The sequence below is a fragment of the Mesorhizobium sp. WSM4842 genome, from assembly GCF_055901575.1.
The window spans coordinates 2,432,750-2,459,549 of the sequence record NZ_CM148372.1 but is presented as its reverse complement, the minus strand read 5'-3'; the positions used below and the strand labels follow the sequence as shown (position 1 = coordinate 2,459,549).

Below are 26,800 nucleotides of genomic sequence, written 5' to 3'. Positions count from 1 at the left end.
GGCCTTCGGTTTATGCGTGAAGCCCGTTTTTGTCCAGACGGGTGAAGGCACAAGGGCAGATTGTCGCGGGGACGCAATTCGGCGTCGGGCGGCATGGCGGCGAAGAGGGCGAAACCACAGGAAAACAATGGCAAAACCGGCGCCGGTGTTTGCCTCGACAGGAGACCCAGCCTCGGTCTATCCTCCGCTCATGGCGCATGTCATCGACCGCGACAAATGGGCCAGGACGCCCGACCGCTGCCCCGACCATTGGCAGGGCGAACTGCAGTGCGGCGCGTACGGCTCCAAAAGCTGCCTGATCTTCAACTATCTGCCGGAGATCGGCGGCGGCCCGCGGCTGCACATGCATCCCTATTGCGAGATTTTCATCATCCGCACTGGCACCGGCCTGTTCACCGTCGGCGACCAGCAGATCGAGGCGTCGGCCGGCCAGATCCTGATCGTGCCGCCGAACATGCCGCACAAATTCACCAATCTCGGCCCAGGTCCGCTGGAGACCACCGACATCCACGAAAACGGCAGCTTCATCACCGAATGGCTGGAGTGGGCCCCGAACCGAAAGTCCGCGTCAGCGAAAAGTGGAAACCGGTTTTCGGAAAAGATCATGGTCAAACTAGTGGATGCTATGGGGCGAGCGGCGAGGGTGTGGCATCCTTCGGCGCTGTCAAAACCAAAACCACCATCAGAAGGAGGCGCCCCATGTCGCAATCTTTTGACACGAGCCGGTCCCTTACCGCTCTCGAACAGGATAACACGATCGTCGCCGTCATCGAATTGAGCAAGGCGAAATGGCTGATTGCCTCGCTTGTTCCGGGTTTCAAGCGCCAACCCCTCAAGAAGATCGATGCCGACGCACCATCACTGTTGAAGTTGCTGCAGCGCTGGCGCGACGAAGCCGGCCGGACCGGGCGCCAGATCAAGCGAATCGCCGTCGCCTATGAGGCGGCCGGCGACGGCTTCTGGCTGGCGCGCTGGCTGCGAGCGCGCGGTATCGAGGCTTACGCCATCCACCCCGCTAGCGTTGCGGTGTCGCGCGAGCACCGGCGCGCCAAGACCGATCGTCTCGACACCGAGCTTCTGATGCGCGCCTTTCTCGGCTGGCTGCGCGGCGAGAAGCGCCATTGCAGTATGGCGCCGATCCCGACGCTCGAGGAGGAGGACGCGCGGCGGCCGAACCGCGAGCGGGAGACCCTGGTCGGCGACAAGACGCGGATTATCAACCACATCAAGGCGATCCTCGCCCGCTTCGGCATCCGCAGCTTCCGGCTGAGCCTGCGCCAGGCGGCGGACAGGCTCGAGACCATCCGCACGGCGGAGGGGACGCCGCTGCCGGACAACACCCGCGCCGAGCTCTACCGCTTCCTTGAGCGGCTCAGCCTGGTGCGCTGCGCGATGGGCCCCCGGCCCATCCTTGACCGTCACTGCGCGCGGCGGCCAATTCGAAGCCAAGGTCGGGACGAGGAGATGGTCACCAACTGGCCGAACAAGGAGATGAGGAAACGAAGCAAGATCAAGCTTGACAATCATCGCCCCATACAGGTGAAAATCTGACGCTTGGTACCCGAGGTTAGACAACCGCTTTGGGTGGGAGATCGCCATTCGGCGGGGATCGGCCGAACGGCTTAGGAGCGCCATATCCTGACCTACACAGCGGGAACAGGTAAGGTCGCCTCACGCCCCGATTCCCGACGGTGGGGGTTGGCTGTGGCGACCACCGATTAGTTGATTTGACAATTGGTCGGGTCGGGCTCTGGGATGATTTGTTCGTGCGCACCACGCACATGCTAAAAGGAGGAAGCGATGAAATCTATGAATCGCAAATCCACACTTGCCTTCGGTATTACAGTTGCAGCAGTTTTGACCGTATGTGGAGGTTCGGCATTCGCGGACGATATGGATGTGACCCTGCTTACGCCTGACAAGCTGGTATGGAAGGATAATCCGGGCCTGCCGAAAGGGGCTCAAACCGCCATCTTGGTGGGCGATCCGGCGAAAGCTGGCGACGTGGTCGTCCTGCGCGCCAAGTTTCCGGCCAACTATCAGGTTCCGCCCCATACTCACCCGTATGCCGAGACCATTACTGTGATCAGCGGTAGCGTCGGCTTTGGTGTTGGGGAAAAGGTCGAAAAGAATGGTGACTTGCTCAAACCGGGCACCTTCTACGCGCAACCAGCAAATCACGCGCATTACGTCTGGACAGCAGGGGAAGAGGGTATCATCGAAGTTCATTTTGTCGGTCCGGGAGGGATCAGCTACATCAACCCGGCTGACGATCCGCGCAAGAAGTGAAATGCGGCTCAGCCGGCTACTTTGCACCTCGCACACCCTTGTTGCCCGGAATAGAAGCGCGAGCTTTACCTGGCGCGGATAAATGCAAACCGCATCAACGGAAGCGGAGCGCTCGGCAGCTCAGGCTCCCTCTCTCCTTCTGCCAAAAATCGTGGCCCATTGGCGATATTAAGAAAGCTGGTCCCGGAGACGTTGGAATTTGCCACTGGGGCATGACCGCCTCGGGTCATTCCGAACGGGAAGGTCGCTCCAAGAGCGGTCTTTCGATGCTCTGCCGCTGTGATTTCGGCTGTCGTGATTGGGTCATTCCTTCCGGTTTGAGAACGGGAAGGTTGCGCCCATCTCGGCCATTGCGCCGGCCCCTCCCATATTCCAAAAGCGGACATCGCTAGTGTCGACATCACGGCCAAGGTTGCGCCACTGCAGTCGGCTGCGAACGGCTCAGCATTGACCGCTATGAGATCCAATACGCGCCTTTGAGACAACGGCGATGGGCTACGGCGTGGCCGTCGAGGTAACGTTACCAGCCATGGGCGTTGGACGACTTCAGCTTGGACAAGCGCTAACGTCGCCTTCTACGGGAAGGAAGAAGCGACGCCGTTCGCACGCGGTCAGCTCGCGTGGAACAGTTTGCTTCGCGAAATCGATGAGATCCTGGGGTGTCGGAAAAACGCGAATGACTCGAGGATCTTGCTTATAGGACACGATCACGATCCTCGTTCCATCCGAATTAAAGGCCGCGCGCGTCAGTGCTGGTCGCTTGTTCTCCTCGTCCGGACTGACAAGTACTGCCATCTGGCGCCCCGATTGAGTTGCCCAAAGACGGACCGTGCGATCCTGGAATGAAGCCGTCACGACATAAAGGCCATTGCCACTGAATTGCGCACTATTCACTCCGCCACTGTGTCCCCTTAGAACTGTTCTTTCCGTTCCTTCCGGGACGCCCCATGTTCGTACGGTGCCGTCGCGTGAGGCAGTCAGCACGGACCGGCCGTCCTGGCTGAAGGACACTGTTGTCAGCTCGTTGCTGTGCCCTTTCAGGATCGCGACGGTGCGTCCGTCTTTGACCGACCAGATCCGCGCCGTGTGGTCGAGCGAAGCCGTGGCAACCAGTTGACCATCCGGACTGAATGCCGCGCCGGTTATTGAGCGCTCGTGCCCGACCAGTTTCTTCAGTTCGGTCCCGTCGGGTTTCACCAGGTGTCCCGCGCTGCCGGTCGCAGCGAAGATGAGATCGCCATCCCGGTTGAAAACAACCTGCGGTAACGTCTCGCTTGAAGGGATGGTGGCGACTTTGGCGCCGCTCGCCGCGTCCCACACCAGGGCGGTACCGCGACCCGAACCCGCCGCCAGAAGGCTTCCCGCCGGGCTGAACTGAATATGACGCAGTCCAATGGGCGATTTGATGGTCGCGAGCTGACGTTTACTCGCAACATCCCAGACCAGAACTCGGCCCGCGCGAGATACGGTTGCGACCCGAGTTCCGTCCGGGCTGAACGTCGCACTGTGGACGACCTCGCCTGTGTCGAACTTGGCAATCTCGCGTTCGGTCGTGGCATCCCAAAGGTGTACTTTGGCGTCCCCGCCTCCAGTCAGAAGATGCACGCTATCGGGACTGAAGACCGCAAAGGTCGGCGGATATTCATGCAGCAGGTCCGTCGTCAGAATCCCGTTGACGTCCCATAGGCGAGCGGTGCCATCGTGTGAAGCCGTGAGAAGAGTGTTGCTGTCGACCGGACTGAACTCCACGTGTTCGATCAAGGCATCATGGCCGACAATGGTTGTGAACAGCGACGCTCGACCGACATCCCAGATGCGTATCGGACCGTCGATGGATGCGGTCACCAGGAGGCGATCGTCGAAGCTGAACGCGCTGTTCATTTCGTTGTCAGGGTTATAACCGATGTCAGCCAGTTTCAAGTTCGGGGTCTCCTGGCCAAGCACGTCAAGCAAGGTTCCCGACTTGCCGTCCCAAATCCGTGCGCTGCCATCGAGCGAGACCGTTGCGATCTGGCGGCCACCGTGACTGAAGATGACACCCTGCAGTTGGGTGTCGCTCTTGTGGCCGGCCAGTCTGGCGATCTCAGTCCCGTTCCCAACGTCCCAAAGGGCGGGCAAACTACTGAATGAAATTGTGCCCAACGAGCCTACCAACAGCCGGCTTCCGTCGGGGCTGAATGTCAGCATGGATGCCCAAGTGCCAACATACCATTCATGGATCAGAGTGCCATCCGTGGCATTCCAGACGAAGACCTTCCGCGCTTGTGAAGTCGCAAAACTGCGACCATCCGGATTAAAGTCGGCCAATGCATCTCCAATGTCTGATGCACCTCCGGTGCTGCCTACGCTGAGGAGTTTCGTTCCCGTCCGGGCGTCCCAGAGTGACGCCTGAACGTTTAATCCCTCTGTCAGCACCCGCTCTCCGTTGGGATCGAACGCGGCCGTGGGATAGGCGCCGGAAGGCTCGAGCACAGCACGTTGCTCACCGGACGCAGCATCCCAGATGCGCGCGGTGCCGTCCCTTGCGGCCGTAATGACCCGGCCTCCGTCCGGACTGAATCCGGCTCTCTCCACGGGTCCCCGATGGCCCTTCAAGACTGCAATCTCGGTACCTTTCGAGACGTCCCAAATGCGTGCCGTCTTGTCGTGGGACGCAGTGACAATGCGATCGCCCGTCCGATTGAAGACGGCCTGCGCCACTTCGGCGTCGTGTTTGAACACCATCGTCTGGCGGTGTGCCAGCAGAGCGTTGAAAAGTGCGGCCTCCGCTTCAAAGAGATGTGGTCGCGCAGGTTTCGTTCCGCTCTTCGGCAACGCCTCCAGCGCCAACAGGATTGCGGTCTCCGTATCGCCGCTCGCTGCGGTTTGCTTTGAGAGAAGCGAGAGCGAAAGAGACTGGTTGCGGAGCGCCTGATCTCGTGCTGCGAGGGCCTCCTTTTCGGCCGACCTGGCCAACTCCGCGTGCCGCGTCGCTTCCTGTTGTCCTTTAAACCCGAAGAACGCGCCCGCGCCAGCTATGAGAGCCAATACGGTTGCCACGATCGCAGCATAGCGCGTGCGTCGCGCGAGCCGGCCCGCTGCCGTGGCTGCGAGAGTACGGCGTTCGGCCTCGCGCTCCAGACGTTCAGCCTCGCGCTCCAGACGTTCAGCCTCTCGCTCGAGGCGTTCGCGCTTTGCTGCTTCAGCGGCCTCAATCAGTGCCCGCTCCGCTTGCCGGTCCTTCTCCTCCCGCTCGTTCTGGGCACGCGAAGAGGCTTCGATGTATTCGATGACCTGATCGTCGACTTCTTCCCGTCTCGACTGCAGCAGTTCCTCGCCTTCGGCCAGACGCTTGCCGGATGGCAGGAGGAGTTCCTGGTTCCTGTTATCCGAGTGCCAGCGTTGGGCATCGGCCATGAGCCGAGCCCGCGCCTCGAGGAATCTCCTGTTTGCATTAACAATGTTGCCAGCGCGCGGCCACCGGCTCAACAAGGCTTCGTGGGCCACGCGGACGAAGACGTGGCCTGCGGCATCCTCGTCGCTGACGAGCAGGCGAGCGGCGACCAGTGCTTCAACGAGAGCCAATCGTTGAGGTGTGCCCGTGACTTCGGCGCGCAAGGCCGGACGTGCCGCAACGGCTTCATCACCCGGGCGCACCGTGGTAAGGGCACGCAACACGACTGGCAGCTCCTCCTGGATGTCGGGCGGGAGCGCGTCAACGACTTCGTCGGCGCGGCGCGCGATCGCCCCTTCGAAACCGCCAAGTGCCTGATACGCAGCAAAGGTCAAAATGCGCTGCTCCCGCCCCGCCTCGTAGAGAGCGTCGAGCACAAATTCGAGAAGCGGCAAGGATCTGGGATCAGCAGATGCCGCACCCCGCAGCACATCGTCGAGCCGCCCGCGATCAGGACTTTCCTCGAAGCGGAGCCCGGCGGCGCGGGCCGGCTCGCGGATGATCTGGGCGATCTCAGGGCCGGACGGCGGCAAGAGCTCGTAGCTGCCAAGCCCATCTTTCAGCCCCGAGAAACCGGGGACTTCGCCGCAACGGTGAAAGAAATCCGATCGGATCGTCGCAGTCACCCAAGCCAGTCCACTGCCGGCGAGTGCCGCGAGGAGCCGCACCAGCGCTTCGCGCGATGCCGGCTTCTCCTCGGTCGTGAACAACTCCTCCATCTGATCGACGGCAACGATCAGTCGCAGTTGGGTGGGGACCGAAGCTGCGGCGGCCGCCGCTTTGGCGTGGGCCAGGCGCATGAGCGCCAGAGCTCGATCAGGTGAGTTCCAACAGAGTTGAGCCAGCGCTGCCGGTTCGCAACCCAGCTCAGGGAGGGCGCCTTCGCGAAGCAGCCCTGCAGCCAGTGACGTGACCGGATCAGGACCCTCCGACGGGCGGACCAGACAGCGGCGCCAAAAATTGATGCCAGCCACTGCGCCAGGCCGAGTGATGGAAGGCAGTAGCCCTGCTCGCAGGAGAGAGGACTTGCCCGAGCCGCTCATACCATAGATGAGCAGGAATGCCTTGCCATTGGCAGCTTGCTGCCTCAGGCGTTCCATGCACTCGGCAATCGCGCGGGCTCGTCCGAAGAAGAGGTCAGCGTTTTCGAACTCGAAGGGGTTGAGACCTCGAAAGGGCGACGTGACCTGCTCCTCCGAGGCGAGCGGCACGCGGTAAGCGTGTACAGGCCGAGCGATGTTCTTCACCCTGTGCTCGCCAAGATCGATGAATTCGAGGGCGAGCCGATCGCGGGCCTGTGCGTAGACCGCTTCCGAAATGCATATTCCACCGGGGTGTGACAGCGCCTCCAGGCGGGCGGCGACGTTCACACCGTCGCCCATGAGATTGTCGCCCTCTACGACGACATCGCCGAGATTTATGCCGATGCGAAAGCGCAGCCGGCTCGCCTCGGAAAGCTCGGCATTTTGTTTGTCGACCTCGAATTGGATTTCGGTCGCGCACCGAACCGCTTCGACAGGGCTCGCGAACTCGGCGATGACGCTGTCCCCAGCGCTCCCGAATATCCGCCCCTCATGTTTCTCGATCAGCCGGTCGATGGTCTGGCGATGCGCCCGCAGCGTCGCAAGCGTCCCTTCCTCGTCTCTGCCTGTCAGACGGCTATAGCCAACTGCGTCGGCAGCGAGGATGGTAGCCATTCTGCGATGAACGCGATCCAAGCCGGAACCCTCCCGCGATCTCGCAACATCCTAGTGGAAATGGTGCCTTTTGGGGAGGGGCGCCGACCTAACCGCAAGGGGTCCGCTTCCGCCGTGCAACCAGACATCCCGCCTGTGTGGCGGCAATGACTGCGTTGGGTGAACTTATTCCGTAGCGCGAGCGCCTTTCTTCTTCCAAGCATGGCGTCGACCTGCTCCATCCGCTTGCCGACTTAGGCCACGGTGAAGTTCTTGTCGCGGTTGTTCACCGCTTTGAACTTGCTGCCGTCGATCGCTACAATGGCACGCGTGAAGAGCTTCAACCGGCGGCACAGTTCGATGAACTGCCCGCACACCGCTCTGATCGCGGCTCCGTTGTCACGCCGGAAGTTAGCGATCGTCTCAAAGATGACTTTCCCAATCGTAGCCCAAAACGACAAAGCGCGAGCAAGACCCGAAGACGTGAAACGCGGTGGCAAGGCAAAAGAAGACAAATTTCTGTTGCACGCTGAACGATGAGCACACATCAAGTTCCCCGCGGCCACAAGCGAAAGATTTGGCAAGAAGCGCTAAAGGCATTTCCATCTTCGTTGAACGGCTGTACCTTAGCCGATGCCGTAGGGCCGTACTCATGAAACTGCTCCCCATCTTACGCAGTTTTGGTCCGTGATGGTCCTGTGCGTGAAGGCAGAGGAGCGGACATGATCCGGCAGCTTACGTCCTCAGAACGCCAGCGCGGCGCAGCTATCGCGCTCGCCGTGGTGATCACTGGAGCGGCGATGGCAGCCCTGGGACGTTCGGACACGCTTGGTGTCCAGGGCGTTATCGTAATGCTGTTCGCAGGCGGATTGCTCTACGGAGTGCTGTCCTCGTTCTACGAGCCGGAGCCGACGGAGGACCGGGAGGCGTCGTATTACGATGATCCGATCAAAGTCGGCATTGTGCTTTCGATGGCCTGGGCTGTATTCGGCATGTTCATGGGCGTTTGGGTGGCCGCACAGTTCGCGTGGCCCGACCTTGCCTTCGATGCGGCGTGGTCCAGCTTCGGGCGGCTGAGGCCTGCGCACACCTCCGGCGTCATCTTCGGGTTCGGCGGAAATGCCTTAATCGCGACCTCGTTCCACGTCGTCCAGCGCACGTCTCGTGCACGGCTTGCTGGACAGATCAGCCCGTGGTTCGTGCTTCTCGGCTTCAATCTGTTCTGCGTTCTGGCCATTTCCGGCTATCTGCTAGGCGTCACCCAGTCGAAGGAATACGCGGAAGCCGAGTGGTATGCCGACTTGTGGCTGGTGATCGTGTGGGTGACCTACTTCATCCTCTACATCGCTACGATCGCGCGACGGAAGGAGCCGCACATCTACGTCGCCAACTGGTACTTCATGGCGTTCATCCTGGTCGTCGCGATCCTCCACATCGTGAACAACCTCGCCGTTCCCGTCTCATGGGGGCACGCCAAGAGCTACACGATCTGGCCGGGCGTCCAGGATGCGATGGTCCAGTGGTGGTATGGCCACAACGCGGTCGCCTTCTTCCTGACTGCGGGCTTCCTCGGCATGCTCTACTACTACCTGCCCGTCAGGGCGCAGCGACCGATCTTCTCCTATCGCCTGTCGATCCTGAGCTTCTGGGGCATCACCTTCTTCTACATGTGGGCGGGTTCGCACCACCTGCACTACACCGCGCTTCCGCACTGGGTGCAGACGCTCGGCATGACGTTCTCGGTGATGCTGCTCGTGCCGTCCTGGGCTTCAGCAGGCAACGCGCTTCTGACCCTCAATGGTGCATGGCACAAAGTGCGCGACGACGCTACGCTGCGCTTCATGATGGCCGCCGTGGTATTCTATGGCCTTTCGACCTTCGAGGGCTCGTTCCTCGCCATCCGGCCGGTGAACTCGCTGTCTCACTATACCGACTGGACCGTCGGGCACGTTCACGCAGGCGCCCTTGGCTGGGTCGCGCTGATCACCTTCGGCTCGCTTTATACGCTCGTGCCCAGCCTCTGGAAGCGCGAGCGCATGTACTCGGCGACCCTCGTCGAGGTGCACTTCTGGCTGGCGATTGCCGGAACGCTGATTTACGCCTTCGCGATGTGGAATTCAGGCATCATCCAGGGGCTGATGTGGCGGACCTACACGGAAGACGGCGCGCTCGCCTATTCCTTCGTCGACTCGCTGGTGGCGATGTACCCCTATTACATCGCCCGCGCCTTCGGTGGGCTGCTCTTCCTGCTGGGCGCGGTAGTGGGCTGCTATAATATGTGGATGACGGTCCAATCCGCGCCGCTCGCTGCGCCGCGCGAAGCAGACGTGCCCGTAGTCCCGGCGACCATTCCGGGGGAATGACGGATGCCTGAACTCTTCCACCGCAAGCTCGAGCGTTCTGCCATCTGGTTCGTTATCGCAATCATCGCGGCGGCGAGTGTCGGCGGCATCGTCGAGATCGCGCCCCTGTTCACCATCGATGAGACGGTGGAACAAGCTCCGGACATGCGGATGTACACCCCGCTGGAGCTCGCCGGGCGCAACATCTATATCCGCGAGGGCTGCTACGCCTGCCATAGCCAGATGATCCGGACACTCCGGGACGAGGTGGAGCGCTATGGGCCCTACTCGCTCGCCGTAGAGTCCCGGTATGACCGCCCGATGCTCTGGGGGTCCAAGCGGACGGGACCGGATCTCGCCCGTGTCGGCGGCAAGTATTCCGACTTTTGGCACGTCGCGCACCTGACGAACCCTCGTGACGTGGTCCCGGAGTCGAACATGCCCGCCTACCGCTGGTTGGCCCGTACGTCTCTGAAGATTGAAGACCTGCCCTTGCACCTGGCGGCGCAGCGGGCGCTCGGCGTACCCTACACGGGCGAGATGCTGGAGAACGCGGCGCGCGACGCCTATGGCCAGGCGACTCCGGACACGGACTTCGCCGCAGGCGTCACTGAGCGTTACGGCGAGGAGACCCAGGTAAGCGCGTTCGACGGAGTGACGACCGACGTCACCGAGATGGACGCACTGGTGGCCTATCTCCAGGTCCTGGGGCGACTGACGGCAGCAGCGTACGGGAATACCGCGGCCCCTGAAGAAGAGCCGGACCCGGAAGGCTAATGGCGGAGGCTATCGGATGGACCTGGATTATAACGCCGTTGTCGCATTCTCGAAGAGTTGGGGCCTTTTTTACCTGATCGCGTTCGCACTCGGCGTGCTCGTCTATACCTTCTGGCCTTCGAACAGGAAGCGTTTCGACAGGGCCAAGCACAGCATCCTCGACGAGGACGACAAGCCATGGAAGTGAATGAACGGGACCCCGTCACCGGCCGCGCGACCACCGGTCACGAGTGGAACGGCATCAAGGAGTTGGATACCCCGGTCCCGCGCGGCGTGCTCATGTTCCTGATCGTAACCCACGTCTGGGCGATCGCCTGGTGGTTTCTCGTTCCATCCTGGCCGCTGGGAACGACCTATACGAGGGGCCTTCTCGGAATTGACCAAAGACAGACGGTCGAGGCGCGCCTCGTCGAGGCGCGGCGCGATCGGGTGAACTGGATGAATCGCATCGAGACGGAAGGCTACGATGTGATCCTCGCCGACGAGGCGCTGATGCAAACGGTTCGCAGCACCGGACGGCAGCTGTTCGGCGACAACTGCGCGGCATGCCACGGCAGGGACGGCAAAGGCGGAGCGAACTATCCCGACCTTACGGACGACGATTGGCTGTGGGGCGGCGGCCCCGAACTCATCGAGCAGACGATGCGCGTGGGCATCAACACCCGGCACCCGGAAAGCCGCATCGGACAGATGCCGGCTTTCGGGCGCGATGAGATGCTCGACAGCGAACAGGTCCGGACCGTGGCCGCCTACGTCTATTCGCTGACGCACCCCGACTACTCTACCCATGAAAACATCAAGCAGATAGAAGCAGGGCGGGAGGTATTCGTCACGACCTGCGCGACCTGCCACGAGGAGAATGCCAAGGGGAACCGGGATGTCGGCGCTCCAAATCTCACGGACTCGCACTGGATTTATGGTGAAGATCTGGACACGATCATCGCGTCCGTGCACGGCGGACGGCAGGGTCACATGCCGACTTGGGACGAGAGGCTGACGACGGCCGAGATCAAGACGCTCGCGCTCTATGTCCACGATCTTGGAACGCAGCAGCCATGACCACAAAGATATCCCACAGCAAAGCATGGATAGCCTGGGTGCTGGTTCCAGCCGGGTTGCTGATTTTTGCCGGGGCGAACGCGCACCTTGTCTATGTGGCGGTTCAGTCGCAACCGGACTGCGTGGAGCACTTGAAGGCCGGGGGCGAAGGCGAAGGCTACCGCGCGGCGAAGTCAGCGTGCTGAGGAGGAGTGAGATGAGCGAGACCGACAAGTCGTATTGGCTGCTCAGCGAGACCTCGGGCATTGGCGAAACGCGCGACCGGCGCCTCGACCGGGGACTGCCGCTTTTCGAGGGACTCCGCTGGCTCTCTGCGGGCTGGCGGGATTTCTGGATCCGGCCCGCGTCGAGCCTGGCCTATGGGATTGTCGTCTTTCTCCTGTCCCTCGCCTTCGTTTGGACGCTTGTCGGATTCGGTCGTGACTACATTCTGTTTCCGGCGCTTGCCGGGTTCATGATCGTGGCCCCCTTTTTGGCGCTAGGCCTGTATGAAAAGAGCCGGGCGATAGAGGAAGGACGCGCCATCGGCCTCGCCTCGATGCTCCTGGTGCGCCCCACCGGCGGCGCACAGGTCTTCTTCACGGGCCTACTACTGTGTTTGCTCCTGCTTCTGTGGACGCGTGCGGCGGTGCTCCTCTGGGCGCTCTTCTTCGGCGTGACGCCCTTTCCCGGATTCGACCGCGTAGTCGGAGTGCTCTTCGGCACCGCATATGGGTGGGCGATGATTGCGATCGGGACGGCGATAGGAGGCCTCTTCGCGGCCTTCGCTTTCGCCATCAGCGTCTTTGCAGTGCCGATGCTGCTCGACCGGCGCGTGGACGCGCTGACGGCTATGGCTATCAGCGCGAAACTGGTGTGGAACAACCTTCCGCCGATGCTGGCCTGGGGCGCCTTGGTGCTCCTGCTCTTCGCAGTCTGCGTGGTCACAGGGCTTATCGGGATGATCGTCATCTTTCCTCTGCTGGGGCACGCCACCTGGCATGCGTACAGGGCGGTCGCACGTCCAGAGGGGTGAGACCATGAGTTGTTGCGCGCCGGGAGCCGAAGCCGCATTGCTGCTGGCGCCAGGGCGGGAGATTGCCGAGCGCGAAATCGTGCTCGCCAGCCGCGACATGGGGGATGGCGCTTTCCAGACCCAGTTTTCGGTACCGCAAGCGCATTGCGCTGCCTGCATAGCTGCGATCGAAGGCGCGCTGCTAAGTCTCGACGGAATCATCGCGGCACGAGTGAATCTCACGTCCCGACGCGTCGCCGTGAAGTGGAGGAATGAAGGTCGTGTCCCTCCGATGTTCGACGCCCTGAAGGCTGTCGGATACGATGCCTGCCTCGCGGAGACGGAAGACGGCGCATGCGATGCCGAGTTGTCGCGGCTGCTGCGGGCCACAGCCGTGGCGGGATTCGCCGCCATGAACATCATGTTGCTGTCGGTGTCCGTCTGGTCTGGCGCAGATCAGGGAACTCGAAATGCATTTCACTTGATCTCGGCGCTGCTGGCCGTCCCCACCGTCGCCTATTCCGGGCGGATATTCTTCGTTTCGGCGTGGAATTTGGCGATGAAGCGCACCGCCAGCATGGACTTTCCCATCTCAGTCGGAATCCTGCTGGCTCTGGGCTTGAGCCTCTACGACACGTCTGTCGGAGGACCTCACGCCTATTTCGATGCGGTAACGTCGTTGATCTTCTTTCTGCTTGTCGGGCGCACGCTTGACCATGCGATGAGGCGGAAGGCGCGGAACGCCGTCATCGGTCTTGCCCGCTTGATGCCGAGGGGGGCGGCGGTGGTCGGGGCGGACGGAAGCCGCGAGTTCCGCGACCTGACAGAAATCGAGCCGGGCGACATGATATTGGTAGCCCCCGGAGAACGCATTCCGGTGGACGGGACGGTTGTCATGGGCGCGGGCAGCCTCGACGTTTCGGTGGTGAGCGGTGAGTCCAAGCCCGAACGCGCGCAGCCGGGCAGCGCCGTTCTTTCGGGAGCGCTAAGTCTTGATGGCGCGCTCACTGTCCGTGCCGAGCGGCGTGCACGGGATTCCTTCCTCGCCGACGTGGTCAGGCTGATGGAGGCGGCTGAGCACGGCCGCGCCCGCTATCGCCGCATCGCCGACCGCGCGGCCGCGCTCTATTCCCCTGTCATCCATCTGCTGGCGCTTGCGACTTGCGCCGCCTGGATACTGCTTACAGGCGACTGGCATCGATCGGTTACGATTGCGATTTCCGTCCTCATCATCACCTGCCCGTGCGCGCTCGGCCTTGCCGTGCCGATGGTCCAGGTCGTGGCGGCGCGCCGGCTGTTCGATCTCGGCGTCACCCTCAAGGATGGCAGCGCGCTAGAGCGCCTTGCCGAGACCGACACCGTGGTCTTCGACAAGACGGGCACGCTCACGACGGGCGCCGCCCGCGTCGAACGGCACACGGTAGCTCCGCAAGATGTTGTGGCCGCCGCAGCACTCGCCTCCTTTTCCAGGCACCCGGTGGGGCGCGCGGTGGCCGCGATGACAGTCGCAAGAGTGGCTATCGAAGGGTTCCGCGAAGTTGCCGGGTACGGGATCGAAGGGCGCGTTGGCGAAGCGTTTTACAGGCTAGGAAGGAAGGATTGGGTCTCCGCAAGCGTGGCCAACGTCCCGAGTGAGGCCTCCACATGGCTTTCGAAAGACGGAAAGCTTGCGGGTTCATTTGCGATTGCCGACGAAATCCGTCCTGGCGCGACGCGTGCCATCCGAAAGCTAGCTGACCTCGGGTTGGCGACAGAGGTGCTGTCCGGCGATCGAGTGGAGGAGGCTTGCAGGGTGGCGGCTGCGTTGGGAATCCCGGAAATCCGCCACGGTGCGCTTCCCGAGGACAAGGTCGAGCGTCTGGAGGAGCTGGCGCGGTCCGGCCGCCGCATCCTTATGGTTGGAGACGGGCTGAACGATGCCCCCGCGCTCGCCACCGCGCATGTCTCAATGGCGCCCTCGTCGGCGGCAGACATCGGGCGGAATGCTGCCGACCTTGTCTTCCTGGGCACGAGCCTGGAGGCCGTACCACATGCCATAAGAGTCGCCCGGAACGCATCCCGGCTGGTGCGGCAGAACCTCGCCCTTGCCATCGCCTACAACGTTCTGGTCGTGCCCCTCGCTGTGATGGGCCATGTTACGCCCCTTATGGCCGCTGTCGCCATGTCGACGTCATCGATTCTCGTGGTCGGCAACGCATTGCGCCTTCCGGGCGAGCCTCCGCCCGCAGGATCTCCGGCTCTTCGCAGGCTCGACTTGGCGGAGGCGGCATGAACTATCTTGTCTGGCTTGTTCCAATTGCCTTGGGCATGGGCGTCGCGGGTCTCGCGGCGTTCCTGTGGTCGATGCGCAGCGGCCAATATGAAGATCTCGACGGAGCCGCCGAAAGGGTGCTGCTTTCAGACGCCGCGGACGTTCCCCTTCGTCAGTATGGGTGGAAAAGCGAGGCGGCCGCTCATGAGGCTCGCCCCAAGGGCGGGAAGGCGCCGACCGCCGACGGCGTTTTCTCAAGGAGCAGAACGGACGGAAGGGTTTGACAATGTCTCAAGCTGGTGACAGGCCGTACGACTGGGTGGCGGCGTTGGCTTTCTACTCGGGAGCCGCCGTGCTTGTCCCAAGCCTCGCCGCCTTGGTCGTTAGCCTTTTGGCGGTCGCCTTGGCATTGCTATAGCAACGAGATGGCTGTCCTGCGTAGGGCGGCGGCTCCGCGACTGCTGGCCTCTTCAACTGCTGGCCTCTTCAGTTGCATTCGGATGCGGACGGAGTATCCTTAAGTTTGGGCGCTGGATGTTGCTGCGCCTAGTGCTCGGGCGTCCTCGCACGAGCGAAATTGGGGAGTGGCAGGCATGTCCGAGGCAATGCATCCGGCGGCGCCTCATTATCTTCCGCCCTTCATAACGGCCCCTGGCGAGACCGATGTGTTGCTCACAGGGACTGTCATCTTCCTTGTATTGGCCGTTATGGGGATCGGAAGTTTGTACTTCTGGCTCCACTCCTTGCCGGAGCGCATGTCCCACGGCGCCAGCCAGCATCAGTTCCAGTTCGTGGCGGTGCTGTCGCTGCTTGCGCTGTTCACCCACATTCACGCGTTCTGGATTGCCGCACTGTTTCTGGCGCTGATTCCTGTGCCCGACTTCTGGACCCCCCTGGCCAGCATGGCCGACTCGCTCGCCAGAATGGCGACGGGGCGGTCTCGTTCTCCGGCTGCCGCAGCGCCATCGGAGCAAGCGCCCGAGGTGGTTTATCCATTGCCCGTTAGAGTCGAGATCGCACGTCCGCCGGAGCCGAAGGAGACAGCCAGAAACGGTCCTTTTGACGAAGCTGCCAAGGCGCACGCGCCGGCCCCATCCGAACATCAGCGTCAGGGCGTGTCGACGGGAGGACCTGAGCGATGATCGAAGTTATGCTTTGTTCGGTGCTGACCATCCTGCCCGACTTTCTCGTCCGGCGGTTTGTACAGGGAAAGAGGATCGGCCAAGAGATCACGCTCTATTCGATATGGTATGAGCTGCGATACGGAATAACGGCGTGCATAGGCCTGACCATAGTCCTGCTGACGCTCATTCTTTACTATCATCCGTCGACGTCCAGCGCGGTTTCGTTCTTTCGCACCATCCCCATTCTCCCCGAAGGCTCCGGCCGCGTGGAGGAGGTCTATGTGGGACTGAGGGACAAGGTCGAGGCTGGCCAGCGCATCTTCAGGCTTGACAGCTCGGAGCAGGAAGCGGCGCTCGAGACCGCGCGACGGCGCATATCGGAGATAGACGCGGCGCTCGAATTGGCAAAAACCGAGCTGGTAGGGGCCGACGCCCGCATTCAGGAAGCGCAAAGCTCGTACAAACAGGCCTTGGACGAACTCGAAACCAAGACCGAACTTCAACGGCGAAACGCCAGCACGGTCGCGCAGCGCGAGATCGAAAAGCTCGCCAACATCGTGGAAGGGCGGCAGGCCGCCATTTCCGCGGTCATGGCGAGCAAGCAGTCCGTCGAATCGCAGATTTCGTCCGTGCTGCCGGCGCAGAAGAAAAGCGCCGAGGCGGCGCTTGCCCAGGCCCAGGTCGAACTGGACAAGACCGTCGTCTACGCCGGGGTCGCCGGCACTTTGGAGCAATTCACCCTGCGCAAGGGAGACATCGTAAATCCCTTTATGCGGCCCGCCGGCGTTCTCATACCGGCGGAAGCCGGAAGGAAGGCGCTTATAGGGGGCTTCAGCCAGCTCGAAGCCCAGGTCATGAAGGTCGGCATGGTTGCCGAAGCGACTTGTATTTCGATGCCTCTGACGATCATTCCGATGGTGGTCACCGAGGTTCAGGATCTCATCGCGACCGGTCAGGTTCGGGCGTCGGATCAGTTGATCGACGCCCAACAGGTGGTCCGGCCCGGAACGATCACCGTCTTTCTGGAGCCGCTGTTCGCGGGAGGGTTCGATGGCGTGCCTCCAGGCAGCAGTTGCATCGCCAACGCCTACACCAACAATCACGACCGACTTGCCGAGGAAGATTTGGGCACAGCGCACTGGCTGTTCCTGCACGTCATAGATACGGTCGGGCTGGTGCATGCGATCATATTGAGATTCCAGGCGCTCCTTCTTCCGGTGCAAACACTCGTCTTTTCGGGCGGGCATTGAGGAACCGACGCGCCGTCGAACATGCGGCCAAAGGAAATACCGTCAATGTGCACCAAAGTGCGATCTTAAGCTCGCTATGGCCGTTCGTGCTTAAATGGAACGGGATTTGAACCGACATAACGCGGAGCAACAACGACGTCTCAAGGGATCAATGCGGCAAGTCATACGCTTGGCCCGCCGACCTTAGTTGCTCAAGTGTTTTTCCGGCGCAACTTCCCGACCAATCTCCGCCAACTGGCTCGGCCTTGCCTCGCATGGTGATTGTGCCGGCCTGATTGTCGGGGGTTATATAAACGGCAACCCCGTCTGGACCAATTTTGGACAAGTAGTAAGCACGAACGATGCCGCTTAATTCACAACGCACTAAGAAAGGAAAGTCATCGAACGATCCTTCTTGGGCATGTGCTTCAGGGCTATACATGCAGGCAAGCGACGATTGCGCAATGACAGCAAAAACTGTTCCTGTAAATAGCCAACGAGCCTTCATGCGAATATCCTTCCTAGGCCAAATATACACCATTGCCAAATATACACCATTGATTGCCGTTCCTTGACCACCCGGTTCCGAATAAGCTCGATGGCGCTTCGCCACACGTCACCGACACGATCAATGCGAAAGCATTATCGGCAGCCGGACGTCCGACAGGATGCCTTTCGTAGCCCCACCGAGCACGAAATCCCTCAGCCTGGTGTGACCGAACGCTCCCATGATCATCAGGTCGGCGCCGATTTCGATCGCTCGCTCCTGAAGCGACATCTCGACCGGGCAATCCTCGGATACGAATGGCATGGCCTCGGCTGACAGCCCGCGTAGGTTCAGCCCTTGAGCCAAGCGTTGGGCGGCGTCCGTCCCCTGCAGGGACTTCTCGCCCGTCACGGTGAGCACCGTAATCTTGGAAGCGCGGCGCAACACCTGATGTGCATCCGCCACGGCGCGAGCCGCAACACGGCTGCCGTCCCAGGCAATAGCAACGCTGTGCAGCTTCGTGACAGGCTCGACCTCTGGCAGAAGGATCGTCGGCCTTCCCGACCCGAAGATAATGGCCTGCGCGGTCGTCCCGCTCGTGGGGTTGTTCGCCTCCCAGGCGCAGAGAACGAGATCATAGTAACGCGCTTGAATTGCAGCGGTGTCATTCAGCAAGGGAGCGTTCGACGCGACCGCGTCTGTGGTTGAGTCCACGCCTGCCCGTTTCGCTTCCAGCACAACCTTTGCTAGAAACGCTTCGCCGCGATCCCCGCACAGCGCTTCGGCCTCCCGCGTCATTTTGGGGACGTCGACCAGCCTCCGCGACAGCGCATTCGAGATGTTTCGGATCTCTACGTTGATGGCCAACGCATGCAGTTGCGCGCCGAGGGCCGCCGCCATCGCGACCGCCCTGGGCACTACCATTTCAGGGTTGGGTTCGGGATAGGTGATAACAGGAAGCAGGGCTATCGTTTTCACTAGGGGTCTTCCTCTGAATGCAGGGTACGCGACAGCCATCTAGTCCCAAAGCACTCATCCGTGATGTGCATGGGTCCGCTCACTCGCCCGGATCGTTGACCACGGCCCAACTGTCGTCGGGATCGAACGCCGTGATCTTTTCGGCGAGCGCCGCCGTATCGGGTCCCAGGTCCTTTTCGTAGACTGTGCCGTACTGGTTTACGACGAAGGTCATGATGCCTGTGCGGTCGTATTCGGCAGGCATCGCGATCAGCCCAAAGCCGGCGATCATGTTGCCGTTGATGACGTAGTCGTACTGGCCGCCGGCGACGTTCGCGCCTTGGCCGTTCAATATGCGGTAGCGGTATCCGAAATAGCCGTCCTCGGCGGCCGTCGCCAACTCGGCCTGGCTGATCAGCGAACCGAACGGGCTTTCCGGCACGCCGTCGCCGGGTTCCCAGTAGAGCCCGTCATATGTCCCGGGCGTACTGATCAGCTTCTGAGCATATTCGCCGACGCCATCCTCGTCCCAGTCGGTTTCCTTGTAATCCTCCTGGGCGTCGACATAGGCTCGCAGGTTGGCGACGGTGGTCAGCTCGTTCTCGCCGATCCTGCGGTTGATGACTTCTTCCAGCCCGGCGATGGTATCGAACGCCCATTTGCCCTCTGTCTGCACGACAGGGAATGGAAACGGCCATACCTGGTTACCAAGAAGAAGCGAGCGGCGGTCGGATGCCAGTTCCTTGACGGCGATGCCCTTCGCCGCCTCTTCGCGGATTTCCGGAAAGCTCGCCTCCACTTCCTTCGACTTCAGCACTTCGCTGGGCGACAGTCCGAGAAGCGAGGCGACGGCCTCCTTGTCATCTTCCTCCAGCGCTTTGCGGAACGCCCCGACGAGTTCGTCGACTGTTGCGAACGGCGTGGGCGTCTCGCCGATGAAGGCGTCGAAATCCTGCGTGGTGCTGGTCTGTGCTTCCTGGGCGCCGCCGGCCGAAAGTGCGGGAACGCCGAGCGAAAGTGCGAGAGTTGCGGTAATGAGGTATCGGATCATGATCATGTTCCTGAAATAAACCGGATGTCGCACACGATACGGCAGTTGCTACCGGCGTCTCCCCCCGCCTCCGCCTCGCCCGCCTCCGCCCCGATGCATCTGGCGTCCGCCCCCGCCCCGGCTCATCTGGCGCTGGCCGCCACCCCGGCTATAGGCGCCGCGATTCGAATGGTTGGTCGCAACCCTGCCGGGCCGCGGATTTCCCATCGCCGAAGGCTTGCGCGGACGATTGTCGGCGCGCGCAGCCGGCTTTTTCCTGGAGGACTTTTTCTGAGCGACTTTCTTCGCCGCAGGTTTGTTGGCCGCCGGTTTCGCCTTCCTGTGCTGGTCCGAGACGCGTTTTGCATCGGGCAGCTTCGTCCCCGACTTCGGCAGCTTGGCCTGCGGCCGGTCCTTCAAACCTTCGGCGACGTTTTTGCGGACATCCTTGCCCTTGAGGTCATGCGCCCGCGCCTGCTTGCCCCTGCCCGACTCCCGGCGGTCCTTGGCCTTGCTGGCAATGTTGTTGAAGTCCTTGCTCTTCAGGTTCTGCTTGAGCTTGTCGCGGTCGATGTTCGCGTTCTTGAGATTGATCTTGTCGCGGTCGATATTCTTGAGGTCGAGGTCCTTCAGTCTGTCGATGTCGATATTGTCGATGTCGATATTGTCAAAATCGACATCGATGTTGTCGCCGATATCTACGTCGAGATCCACGTCGCCGCCCCAGGTTCCCCAGTCGTCCCAGTCGACCACTGCGGCCCACATCGCACCGGTAGCAAGCGCGGCCCAGTAGGGCGCTGTCGGATAGTAATAGGAGGGGTACGGGTCGTAGACGATCGGGTCGCCTGCTATGACGTAGTCGGGCTCGTACAGCATTTCGGGGGGATAGGTCGGGATATAGACGGTCTGCGGATCGGCAGACCTGATCACGACATTATCGCCTTCGCTGACAACCTGCACCTGCTCCGTCGTCTTCAAGTAGTCCTTGGCGACCGCCTCGTCGCGTAACTGCTGGATGGCGACAAGCAGGTCCTTCTGCTGGTTGGCGGCCGCGGCCCCCAACTGCTCGGTCCACTCGAGATCGTCGTTCATCATCTTCACGATCTCGGGATAATTGAGCAGCGAGATCACGCTGCCATCCCATTTGTCGCTCGGCTCGAGGTCGGGAGACTTCGCCTTTTCGTCGAGAAAGCGGGCCGCCTGCACGATCTGCAACGGATAGAGCGACGCCGCGATGGTGAGCGCGACGAGATCGTCAGGATAAAGCGCGATCGGCGCGGTCAGGACCTTCAGTTCGTCGAGCGTGAGAGGAGCAGGCTCCTCGGTGGCGGCGGCCGGTTCGCTGTCGACCGCCGGTCGGGGAGTGGGCGTGGGCGTTTGTGCGTAGACTGGCGCACCCACCGCCGGCAAAAGCATCAGGAGGGCCGCAAGACCAACTGAAACGAGACCGAACCTGGACCAATGGGTCATCTGGCTGCTCCTGCAGTGACTATCGCCAAGTTATTTCTTTTGCACCGCGTTGAAAGTGTCGACATAGCTCCGCCCAACCGCGCGGACGGCGCGGCCTATATCGTCACAGCCATCGTCCTGGAGATTGGCGAAGGAGACACGCACGCTCCAGTTGGGAGCATCGAAACCCCCGCCGTTGAGCAGCACGATCGAGTGGTCCTCCGCCAGGCGATAGACCAGGTCCAGTGGATGAACGTTCTTCTTCAGCCACGTAACCATTTCCTCGCCTTGGTATTTGCGCAGCCAGAACTCGAAATCGAGGGTTCCGCAGTACGCCGCAGAATTCGCGTTGGGCTGAACATCCAGAGGCGGTCCTTGCGCGTCCGATCTGCATCGGTCGGGCATTCCGGCCGCGCCACCGCTGTCGGAGCCTTCGTGAATATGGCTTGCACTGGAAACCGTTTGCGCGGCATCGATATGGTTTAACCGGTCACACGGGGTGAGCCGTCGCTTCAAGCTCGGAACAGAGCCAAACTCACTGGAAAATTGATGCGCCACAGGAACACCCCTTCAATGGCCCTCAACTCTCTATTGTCAAACTACTTTCTCGCGCAGTTTTTAGACACACCATAATTAAAATAAGCTTTGAATTATCGTCCCTCCGCGCTCGCTCACGTCTGTTGTTAAAATGTAACCATAGTAGTAGTCTACGTCAAAAAAAATCGAGACTTCAATAACATAGCGATGCAGTTGTTCCATGATAACACCTTGAAATAAGGCACGCAAGGGTGTATTGTACGACTTCAAATTAACTGAAATTACAATCAGCGGTTTCATTAGGATAATTATCATACAATTTACCTTAGCGGCGGAAGCAATCGGAGAACTTCTGGCCGCGTCTTCTAGTATTGAACCTGCAACAGGAGGGTATCATGGTTGAATGGGTTCGTGAGCACAGCTTCGCAGCTGTCCTGAAATCGCGACCTTCATGTCTCTAGCCATTTGCTATTATTTCTGCCCCTTTATGGATGAAGATCTCGGCTTAGGAGCGGTGACAGCGACCCCCATTGCAGCCGTCATCGTTGGGCAGCTTGGGATCACGATTTCTCCGTCGCTGAAGGCGCTGCTGGCAGGACTGGTTGTCGGGCATCTGCGTATGCGCTTCCCTCTCTTTGGTGGGGCCGGGACTGTACCTCGGGCACTACCTGCTCCGTATGAACCCCATACTGCTCCTCGGGGGACTGGCTGGGGCGCAGACCATGACCGCCGGCATGGCGGCGGTGCAGGACCGCTCGGGTAGTCCGGTTGCCGTCCTTGGCTATACGCCGGCGGTTCCGATCGGCCACATCCTGCTCACAACCTGGGGGACCGTGATCGTGGGCGTGATGGCGAACTGAAATCCGACCTGAGAAAGGGACTTCGGTGGCAGTAGGATTACCCGGCAAGCCCCGATCGCGGCAGTTGAGACGCAGCTTCTTTTATGCGCTCGTGCAGCAGCTTCGCGTGGTCTGGCCGATCTTCTCCGGCATCCTTCTCGCCATGGCGGGATGCGGGCTGATCATCGGGCGTATTGAAAATTGGCGCGTCGACGAAGCTCTGTACTTCACCTTCGTGACGGGTCTTACGATCGGCTACGGCGATTTCTCGCCGCAGCACCTTCTGACGCGGTTACTGTCGATAGCAATCGGTTTTGCCGGCATAGTGATGACAGGCCTCGTTGCGGCGGTCGCCGTGGAGGCGCTGAGGGCGGCTGACCGCAATCTCCTGAACGAGGCTGGAAATGGGCCCCTTGATCAAAGAGATCCGTAGCAACGTCGTTCTCTGGCTTTTGGCGTTTGTTCCGGTGGTATTCGTCGTCCGGCAATTGGAGCCGGAAGCGCACACGCTGCTCTTTGTACTCTCTGTGCTGGCGATTGTGCCGCTGGCCACTCTGCTGAGTGCGGCTACCGAGTCGGTCGCGTCCAAGACGGGCGATACGGTCGGCGGGCTGCTGAATGCCACGTTGGGAAACCTGACGGAACTGGTCATTGCGCTGGCTGCGCTGCAAGCCGGCCAGTACACGTTGGTGAAGGCTTCTATCGCCGGAGCAATCGTCGTCAATACTCTGTTCATGTTGGGCGCCTCGTTCCTGCTAGGCGGTATCAAGTATCATGTGCAGGAGTACAACAGGGTCAGCGCCAGGCTGCAAACCAGCCTGCTGTTCCTCGCTACGATCGCGATGGTGACCCCGTCCATGGTGGCGCAAGTCGATTCTGTTGTCACGTCCGCGTTCACGCAGAAGCTGAGCGTTGGATTGTCGGTGCTGCTCATCGGCGCCTACGCGATGGGCCTGGTCTTCTCGCTGAAGACCCATAGAGAACTTTTCAGCGGCACGGCCCATGCGGAAGACGGCGAAGCGTGGCCGATGGGCCTGGCTCTCGGAACGTTGGCAGGGGTGACAGTGCTTGTTGCGCTGGTAAGCGAAGTGTTCGTCGAGTCGGTGCAGGAGGCTGCGGTCGCGTTCGGCATGACGCCGGCCTTCGTGGGGTTCATCGTCGTTGCTTTGGTGGGCGGTTCCGCCGAGATGGCGGCGGCGTTTGCCGGCGCACGGAGGAATCGGCTGGACCTGAGCGTGGGCATTGCGCTTGGGGCCGCGTCACAAATCGCGCTGTTCGTCGCCCCGATGATGGTGCTCCTCAGCTATGTCATTGGCCCTGCTCCGATGGACCTTCTGTTCTGGCCGGGCGCGGTCGTCATGGTGCTTATTGCCACGATAACGGCGTTCCTGATGACCAATGGCGGACGTTCCGCATGGTTCGTCGGAGTGCTGCTGCTGATGGTCTATCTGATCTTCGCCATGACGATCTACCTTCTACCGCCGCAAATCTAGGCAGGTAGGCGGGCCGTGGTTCCGTCAGGGCGAATACCAGAGGTGAACACCAAGGATGGGCTGACCGCAGGTTTGGGCGCGCCAGGAGCGGACTTGGAGAACATGACGTGAGAAAGATAGGCGAGCGGCGTTGGGAGGGCAGATAATGGATTCGGACGGTTCGCGTCCCCTCGTCCATCCTCGTCAGGATCTCACCCGCGTGACGCTGGCGGTGCTGTTCATCGGCAGTCTTCTCATCGCCAGCGTCTGGGTGATGCAGCCGTTTCTGCCGGCGATCGTATGGGCCACGACGTTGGTGCTTGCCACCTGGCCGCTCATGCTCTGGTTGCAGCGCCATACCGGCAACCGCCGCGGCCTTGCCGTCCTGATCATGACGCTGACCTTGCTGCTGCTTGTGATCGTGCCCTTCTGGCTGGCGCTCAGCACGGTCATCGCGAACATCGACAAGCTTGGCGACCTGGTCCGGACTATCCTGTCGATGCGACTGCCACCGCCACCCAGCTGGCTGGAGGGAGTGCCCCTGGTTGGAGCACGCGCTGCCGAAGCATGGCAGAAACTGAACTCGGCGGGCGTTCAGGAACTGGTCCAAAGACTGACCCCTTATGCCGGAACGCTGACCTACTGGTTCGCGTCAGCCACCGGAAGTTTGGGTGGCATGTTCATACATTTCCTGCTGACGACCGCGATTGCCGCGATCATGTATTCGGGCGGTGAACGGGCCGCCGCCACCGCAATTCTCTTCGGTCGCCGGCTGGGCGGCGTTCGTGGAGAGACCGCGGTAAAGCTGGCCGGCCAGGCGATCCGAAGTGTGGCCTTAGGCGTAGTGGTTACCGCCGTTGCGCAAAGCGCTGTAGCGGGTATCGGGCTGGCCGTAGCCGGCGTGCCCTATGCCGCCGTGCTCATGGCATTGATCTTCATTTTGTGTCTGATCCAGCTCGGTCCGGTCCTGGTAATGGCTCCGGCAGTGATCTGGATGTATTATTCGGGCGACACGCTTTGGGCGACGGTGTTGCTGGCCTTTACCATCGTCGCCGCGACAATGGATCAATTTATTCGCCCTGTTCTCATCCGCAGAGGCGCCGACTTGCCTATGCTGCTTATCCTGGCCGGGGTCATCGGCGGCCTGGTAGCGTTTGGCATACTGGGCATTTTCATCGGCCCGACGGTTCTGGCGGTCGCCTACACGCTGCTCAATGCGTGGATGGCGGATGGCGACGACAGAGAACCTCCCGGGGAAACGCCATAAAGCCGGCTACGCGTGCTAGGAAATATCCTACCCAAATGGCTGTGTAGTCGCATGAAGCAGTCGCTAGCGATTCCGCCTCGAAAAGTCTGGAACGGTGAAGGTTTTTCGATGCGGGCCGCGGCGTGACGGTGGCGGCTGGGCCTGTGTCGGCCCGCGTTGAAAAACCTCCCAAGGAGGAGGCCGCGGGGGCTGGGTGGAGCCTATGGGGAAAGCGTGCGGCTGCGGTTGGTCAAGGTGGCTATTGGTGGGAGCGTCAGCTGCAAAAGGATTGCCCGAAAGGCTTGCGATGACACGATCGGGATTGGGTGGCAGGTCTTCGGTAGGCTCGCATCGGCGATTTTGCAGTGTGCTGCGTTGCCTGACGCAAACCGGCGCCACCCCGGAACGCATCGCAGATCCGGGCCGGCCTTGGCTGATGTGACATGCATTTCGTCATGCGGCGTCCTTTCGGGGTGGCGCGCGGGATTTGGGTTGCTGGCCACGGTGGAATATCTCGACGATGCGCATCGGGCCGCCGCAGTCCGGGCATGGCTCCCTCAGGGTGAGCGGGGTGATCTCGGCGCTTGGCGCTTCATCCTGCAATGGGGCTTCCGCCCCGAGCAGTTTCCTGATCTTCGCGACGTTGGCCTTGCGGCCTGCTCCGGCCAGCAGGCCGTAATGGCGGATGCGGTGGAATCCGTCGGGAAGCACGTGGATCAGGAAGCGGCGGATGAACTCGTCGGTGGCCAGCCGCATGACCTTCTGACGGTCACGGTTCTTGATCCGGTAATCCTTCCAGCGGAAGGTGACAGTCTCGGCATCGGCGCTGATCAGGCGGCTGTTCGAGATCGCCACGCGATGGGTGTAACGGCTGAGATAGGCCAGCACAGCCTCGGGACCGCCGAACGGGGGCTTGGCGTAGACGACCCATTCGGATTTGCGTAGCGGCGCGAGCCAGGCGGCGAAGGTGTCGGCCTGTGCAAGCCCGGCCAGATCACCGAAGAAGGCCAGATCGCCTGATCGATGCAGCGCCATCGGACCTTCCAGAAAGAGACGTCGGAACAGCCGGGACAGGACCCGCACGGACAGAAAGAACCCGGGGCGGCAGCCGATCCACCGCGTGCCATCCGGCGACAGTCCACCCCCGGGCACGATGATGTGGACATGAGGGTGATGCGTCAGCGCCGATCCCCATGTGTGCAGCACGCTGGTCATGCCGATCCGTGCGCCGAGGCGCTTGGGATCGGCCGCGATCGTGGTCAGCGTCTCGGCCGATGCCCGAAACAGCAGGTCATAGACAGCCTTCTTGTTCCAGTAGGCGATCTGCGCGATTCGGCAGGCAGGGTGAAAGCCACCTGGAAAACTCCACGGGCAGCAGATCTTCGGCACGGGCGGCCATCCAATCCCGCGCCGCAGGTCCCTGGCACTCACATGAGGAGTTTGAGGTCAAGAGAGCATTGAGGTGACATTCCCCTTCCTGTTTAACTGGATCCATGGTCTGAGCCCGATAAGGATACCACCTCGTTTCCAAGGGGGATCGTCCTTATGATGAACCGGTCGCCGACGTTGATCGGGCTGTCTCAAAGCAGATGAGGTGGATGGCTCCCGC

At 61.3% G+C, this 26,800-nt stretch carries 22 protein-coding genes and 3 pseudogenes; 17 read left to right on the top strand and 8 right to left on the bottom strand.

Annotated features, from left to right (window positions below; all coding sequences use genetic code 11):
• Positions 1-190 precede the first annotated feature (190 nt).
• The 3 genes from AC0NIE_RS11860 (at position 191) to AC0NIE_RS11850 (ending at position 2,289) form a co-directional block, all read left to right on the top strand.
• The gene (locus AC0NIE_RS11860; RefSeq protein ID WP_474047278.1) at positions 191-778 is read left to right on the top strand and encodes a cupin domain-containing protein; all 588 of its coding nucleotides are present in this window, start codon (positions 191-193) and stop codon (positions 776-778) included.
• Positions 700-1,551, top strand: coding sequence for an IS110 family transposase (locus tag AC0NIE_RS11855; protein WP_474046909.1), 852 nt, complete (start codon positions 700-702; stop codon positions 1,549-1,551). The genes AC0NIE_RS11860 and AC0NIE_RS11855 overlap by 79 nt, the downstream gene beginning before the upstream one ends.
• 249 nt (positions 1,552-1,800) lie before the next feature.
• The gene (locus AC0NIE_RS11850) at positions 1,801-2,289 is read left to right on the top strand and encodes a cupin domain-containing protein (protein ID WP_473486777.1); all 489 of its coding nucleotides are present in this window, start codon (positions 1,801-1,803) and stop codon (positions 2,287-2,289) included.
• A 546-nt stretch (positions 2,290-2,835) separates the two neighbouring features.
• Here the strand turns inward: AC0NIE_RS11850 and AC0NIE_RS11845 are convergent.
• Positions 2,836-7,419, bottom strand: coding sequence for an nSTAND1 domain-containing NTPase (locus tag AC0NIE_RS11845; protein ID WP_473486778.1), 4,584 nt, complete (start codon positions 7,417-7,419; stop codon positions 2,836-2,838).
• 236 nt (positions 7,420-7,655) lie between these two features.
• Positions 7,656-7,826 (bottom strand): annotated as a pseudogene (locus tag AC0NIE_RS11840) (IS5/IS1182 family transposase); the annotation flags it as partial.
• Positions 7,827-8,123: 297 nt separating this feature from the next.
• Here AC0NIE_RS11840 and ccoN point away from each other — a divergent pair.
• The 10 genes from ccoN to AC0NIE_RS11790 all read left to right on the top strand — a co-directional run bounded on the left by ccoN (position 8,124) and on the right by AC0NIE_RS11790 (position 17,195).
• Positions 8,124-9,761 carry a cytochrome-c oxidase, cbb3-type subunit I gene (gene ccoN / locus AC0NIE_RS11835; RefSeq protein WP_473486872.1) on the top strand — a complete coding sequence of 546 codons (1,638 nt, stop codon included), beginning with the start codon at positions 8,124-8,126 and terminating at the stop codon, positions 9,759-9,761.
• A 3-nt stretch (positions 9,762-9,764) separates the two neighbouring features.
• A complete protein-coding gene (ccoO, locus tag AC0NIE_RS11830) occupies positions 9,765-10,517 on the top strand; it encodes a cytochrome-c oxidase, cbb3-type subunit II (protein WP_473486779.1) in 753 nt (250 codons plus the stop codon).
• 16 nt (positions 10,518-10,533) lie between these two features.
• Complete coding sequence (locus AC0NIE_RS11825) at positions 10,534-10,704, top strand: cbb3-type cytochrome c oxidase subunit 3 (RefSeq protein WP_123148490.1); 171 nt, start codon at positions 10,534-10,536, stop codon at positions 10,702-10,704.
• Entirely contained in the window at positions 10,695-11,576 is an 882-nt protein-coding gene (gene ccoP, locus AC0NIE_RS11820; RefSeq protein ID WP_473486780.1) for a cytochrome-c oxidase, cbb3-type subunit III, read from the top strand. Before AC0NIE_RS11825 ends, ccoP begins: the two co-directional genes overlap by 10 nt.
• Positions 11,573-11,761, top strand: a complete 189-nt coding sequence (locus AC0NIE_RS11815) for a hypothetical protein (protein WP_123148492.1) — start codon at positions 11,573-11,575, stop codon at positions 11,759-11,761. Before ccoP ends, AC0NIE_RS11815 begins: the two co-directional genes overlap by 4 nt.
• A gap of 11 nt (positions 11,762-11,772) precedes the next feature.
• Positions 11,773-12,591: a DUF2189 domain-containing protein gene (locus AC0NIE_RS11810; RefSeq protein WP_473486781.1), complete on the top strand. Its 819-nt coding sequence runs from the start codon at positions 11,773-11,775 to the stop codon at positions 12,589-12,591.
• Between the two features lie 4 nt (positions 12,592-12,595).
• The gene (locus AC0NIE_RS11805; RefSeq protein WP_473486782.1) at positions 12,596-14,842 is read left to right on the top strand and encodes a heavy metal translocating P-type ATPase; all 2,247 of its coding nucleotides are present in this window, start codon (positions 12,596-12,598) and stop codon (positions 14,840-14,842) included.
• Complete coding sequence (ccoS, locus tag AC0NIE_RS11800; RefSeq protein WP_258117722.1) at positions 14,839-15,105, top strand: cbb3-type cytochrome oxidase assembly protein CcoS; 267 nt, start codon at positions 14,839-14,841, stop codon at positions 15,103-15,105. Before AC0NIE_RS11805 ends, ccoS begins: the two co-directional genes overlap by 4 nt.
• A gap of 309 nt (positions 15,106-15,414) precedes the next feature.
• Complete coding sequence (locus tag AC0NIE_RS11795) at positions 15,415-15,963, top strand: hypothetical protein (protein WP_473486783.1); 549 nt, start codon at positions 15,415-15,417, stop codon at positions 15,961-15,963.
• A complete protein-coding gene (locus AC0NIE_RS11790; protein ID WP_473486784.1) occupies positions 15,960-17,195 on the top strand; it encodes an HlyD family secretion protein in 1,236 nt (411 codons plus the stop codon). Before AC0NIE_RS11795 ends, AC0NIE_RS11790 begins: the two co-directional genes overlap by 4 nt.
• A 148-nt stretch (positions 17,196-17,343) precedes the next feature.
• Here the strand turns inward: AC0NIE_RS11790 and AC0NIE_RS11785 are convergent, their stop codons facing one another.
• From AC0NIE_RS11785 to AC0NIE_RS11765, 5 genes are all read right to left on the bottom strand, one after another.
• Positions 17,344-17,682 carry a hypothetical protein gene (locus AC0NIE_RS11785; protein WP_473486785.1) on the bottom strand — a complete coding sequence of 113 codons (339 nt, stop codon included), beginning with the start codon at positions 17,680-17,682 and terminating at the stop codon, positions 17,344-17,346.
• 120 nt (positions 17,683-17,802) lie between these two features.
• Positions 17,803-18,639: a universal stress protein gene (locus tag AC0NIE_RS11780; RefSeq protein ID WP_473486786.1), complete on the bottom strand. Its 837-nt coding sequence runs from the start codon at positions 18,637-18,639 to the stop codon at positions 17,803-17,805.
• A 79-nt stretch (positions 18,640-18,718) separates the two neighbouring features.
• Positions 18,719-19,669 carry a DUF2950 domain-containing protein gene (locus AC0NIE_RS11775; protein WP_473486787.1) on the bottom strand — a complete coding sequence of 317 codons (951 nt, stop codon included), beginning with the start codon at positions 19,667-19,669 and terminating at the stop codon, positions 18,719-18,721.
• Between the two features lie 48 nt (positions 19,670-19,717).
• Positions 19,718-21,118: a DUF3300 domain-containing protein gene (locus AC0NIE_RS11770; RefSeq protein WP_473486788.1), complete on the bottom strand. Its 1,401-nt coding sequence runs from the start codon at positions 21,116-21,118 to the stop codon at positions 19,718-19,720.
• Between the two features lie 30 nt (positions 21,119-21,148).
• Complete coding sequence (locus AC0NIE_RS11765; RefSeq protein WP_473486789.1) at positions 21,149-21,655, bottom strand: hypothetical protein; 507 nt, start codon at positions 21,653-21,655, stop codon at positions 21,149-21,151.
• 430 nt (positions 21,656-22,085) lie between these two features.
• On the opposite strand from AC0NIE_RS11765, the pseudogene AC0NIE_RS11760 reads away from it, so the two are divergent.
• The 4 genes and pseudogenes from AC0NIE_RS11760 (at position 22,086) to ydiK (ending at position 25,212) form a co-directional block, all read left to right on the top strand.
• Positions 22,086-22,494, top strand: a pseudogene (locus tag AC0NIE_RS11760) (aspartate-alanine antiporter-like transporter).
• Between the two features lie 64 nt (positions 22,495-22,558).
• On the top strand, positions 22,559-22,906 hold the full coding sequence (locus tag AC0NIE_RS11755) for a potassium channel family protein (protein WP_473486790.1): 348 nt from the start codon (positions 22,559-22,561) through the stop codon (positions 22,904-22,906).
• On the top strand, positions 22,878-23,966 hold the full coding sequence (gene cax / locus AC0NIE_RS11750) for a calcium/proton exchanger (protein WP_473486791.1): 1,089 nt from the start codon (positions 22,878-22,880) through the stop codon (positions 23,964-23,966). The genes AC0NIE_RS11755 and cax overlap by 29 nt, the downstream gene beginning before the upstream one ends.
• Before the next feature lie 145 nt (positions 23,967-24,111).
• Entirely contained in the window at positions 24,112-25,212 is a 1,101-nt protein-coding gene (gene ydiK / locus AC0NIE_RS11745) for an AI-2E family transporter YdiK (RefSeq protein WP_473486792.1), read from the top strand.
• A gap of 432 nt (positions 25,213-25,644) precedes the next feature.
• Here ydiK and AC0NIE_RS11740 read toward each other — a convergent pair.
• A pseudogene (locus AC0NIE_RS11740) lies at positions 25,645-26,635 on the bottom strand (IS91 family transposase); the annotation flags it as partial.
• Positions 26,636-26,800 lie beyond the last annotated feature (165 nt).

Excerpts from the sequence above, each read along its gene's own strand:
- AC0NIE_RS11855 (WP_474046909.1), top strand. The coding sequence starts at position 700 with ATGTCGCAATCTTTTGACACGAGCCGGTCCCTTACCGCTCTCGAACAG.
- AC0NIE_RS11815 (WP_123148492.1), top strand. The coding sequence starts at position 11,573 with ATGACCACAAAGATATCCCACAGCAAAGCATGGATAGCCTGGGTGCTG.
- AC0NIE_RS11770 (WP_473486788.1), bottom strand. The coding sequence starts at position 21,118 with ATGACCCATTGGTCCAGGTTCGGTCTCGTTTCAGTTGGTCTTGCGGCC.
- AC0NIE_RS11845 (WP_473486778.1), bottom strand. The coding sequence starts at position 7,419 with ATGGCTACCATCCTCGCTGCCGACGCAGTTGGCTATAGCCGTCTGACA.
- ydiK (WP_473486792.1), top strand. The coding sequence starts at position 24,112 with ATGGATTCGGACGGTTCGCGTCCCCTCGTCCATCCTCGTCAGGATCTC.
- AC0NIE_RS11825 (WP_123148490.1), top strand. The coding sequence starts at position 10,534 with ATGGACCTGGATTATAACGCCGTTGTCGCATTCTCGAAGAGTTGGGGC.
- AC0NIE_RS11785 (WP_473486785.1), bottom strand. The coding sequence starts at position 17,682 with ATGAAGGCTCGTTGGCTATTTACAGGAACAGTTTTTGCTGTCATTGCG.
- ccoO (WP_473486779.1), top strand. The coding sequence starts at position 9,765 with ATGCCTGAACTCTTCCACCGCAAGCTCGAGCGTTCTGCCATCTGGTTC.
- ccoP (WP_473486780.1), top strand. The coding sequence starts at position 10,695 with ATGGAAGTGAATGAACGGGACCCCGTCACCGGCCGCGCGACCACCGGT.
- AC0NIE_RS11795 (WP_473486783.1), top strand. The coding sequence starts at position 15,415 with ATGTCCGAGGCAATGCATCCGGCGGCGCCTCATTATCTTCCGCCCTTC.
- AC0NIE_RS11775 (WP_473486787.1), bottom strand. The coding sequence starts at position 19,669 with ATGATCCGATACCTCATTACCGCAACTCTCGCACTTTCGCTCGGCGTT.
- ccoS (WP_258117722.1), top strand. The coding sequence starts at position 14,839 with ATGAACTATCTTGTCTGGCTTGTTCCAATTGCCTTGGGCATGGGCGTC.
- AC0NIE_RS11850 (WP_473486777.1), top strand. The coding sequence starts at position 1,801 with ATGAAATCTATGAATCGCAAATCCACACTTGCCTTCGGTATTACAGTT.
- AC0NIE_RS11790 (WP_473486784.1), top strand. The coding sequence starts at position 15,960 with ATGATCGAAGTTATGCTTTGTTCGGTGCTGACCATCCTGCCCGACTTT.
- AC0NIE_RS11810 (WP_473486781.1), top strand. The coding sequence starts at position 11,773 with ATGAGCGAGACCGACAAGTCGTATTGGCTGCTCAGCGAGACCTCGGGC.
- AC0NIE_RS11860 (WP_474047278.1), top strand. The coding sequence starts at position 191 with ATGGCGCATGTCATCGACCGCGACAAATGGGCCAGGACGCCCGACCGC.
- cax (WP_473486791.1), top strand. The coding sequence starts at position 22,878 with ATGGGCCCCTTGATCAAAGAGATCCGTAGCAACGTCGTTCTCTGGCTT.
- AC0NIE_RS11805 (WP_473486782.1), top strand. The coding sequence starts at position 12,596 with ATGAGTTGTTGCGCGCCGGGAGCCGAAGCCGCATTGCTGCTGGCGCCA.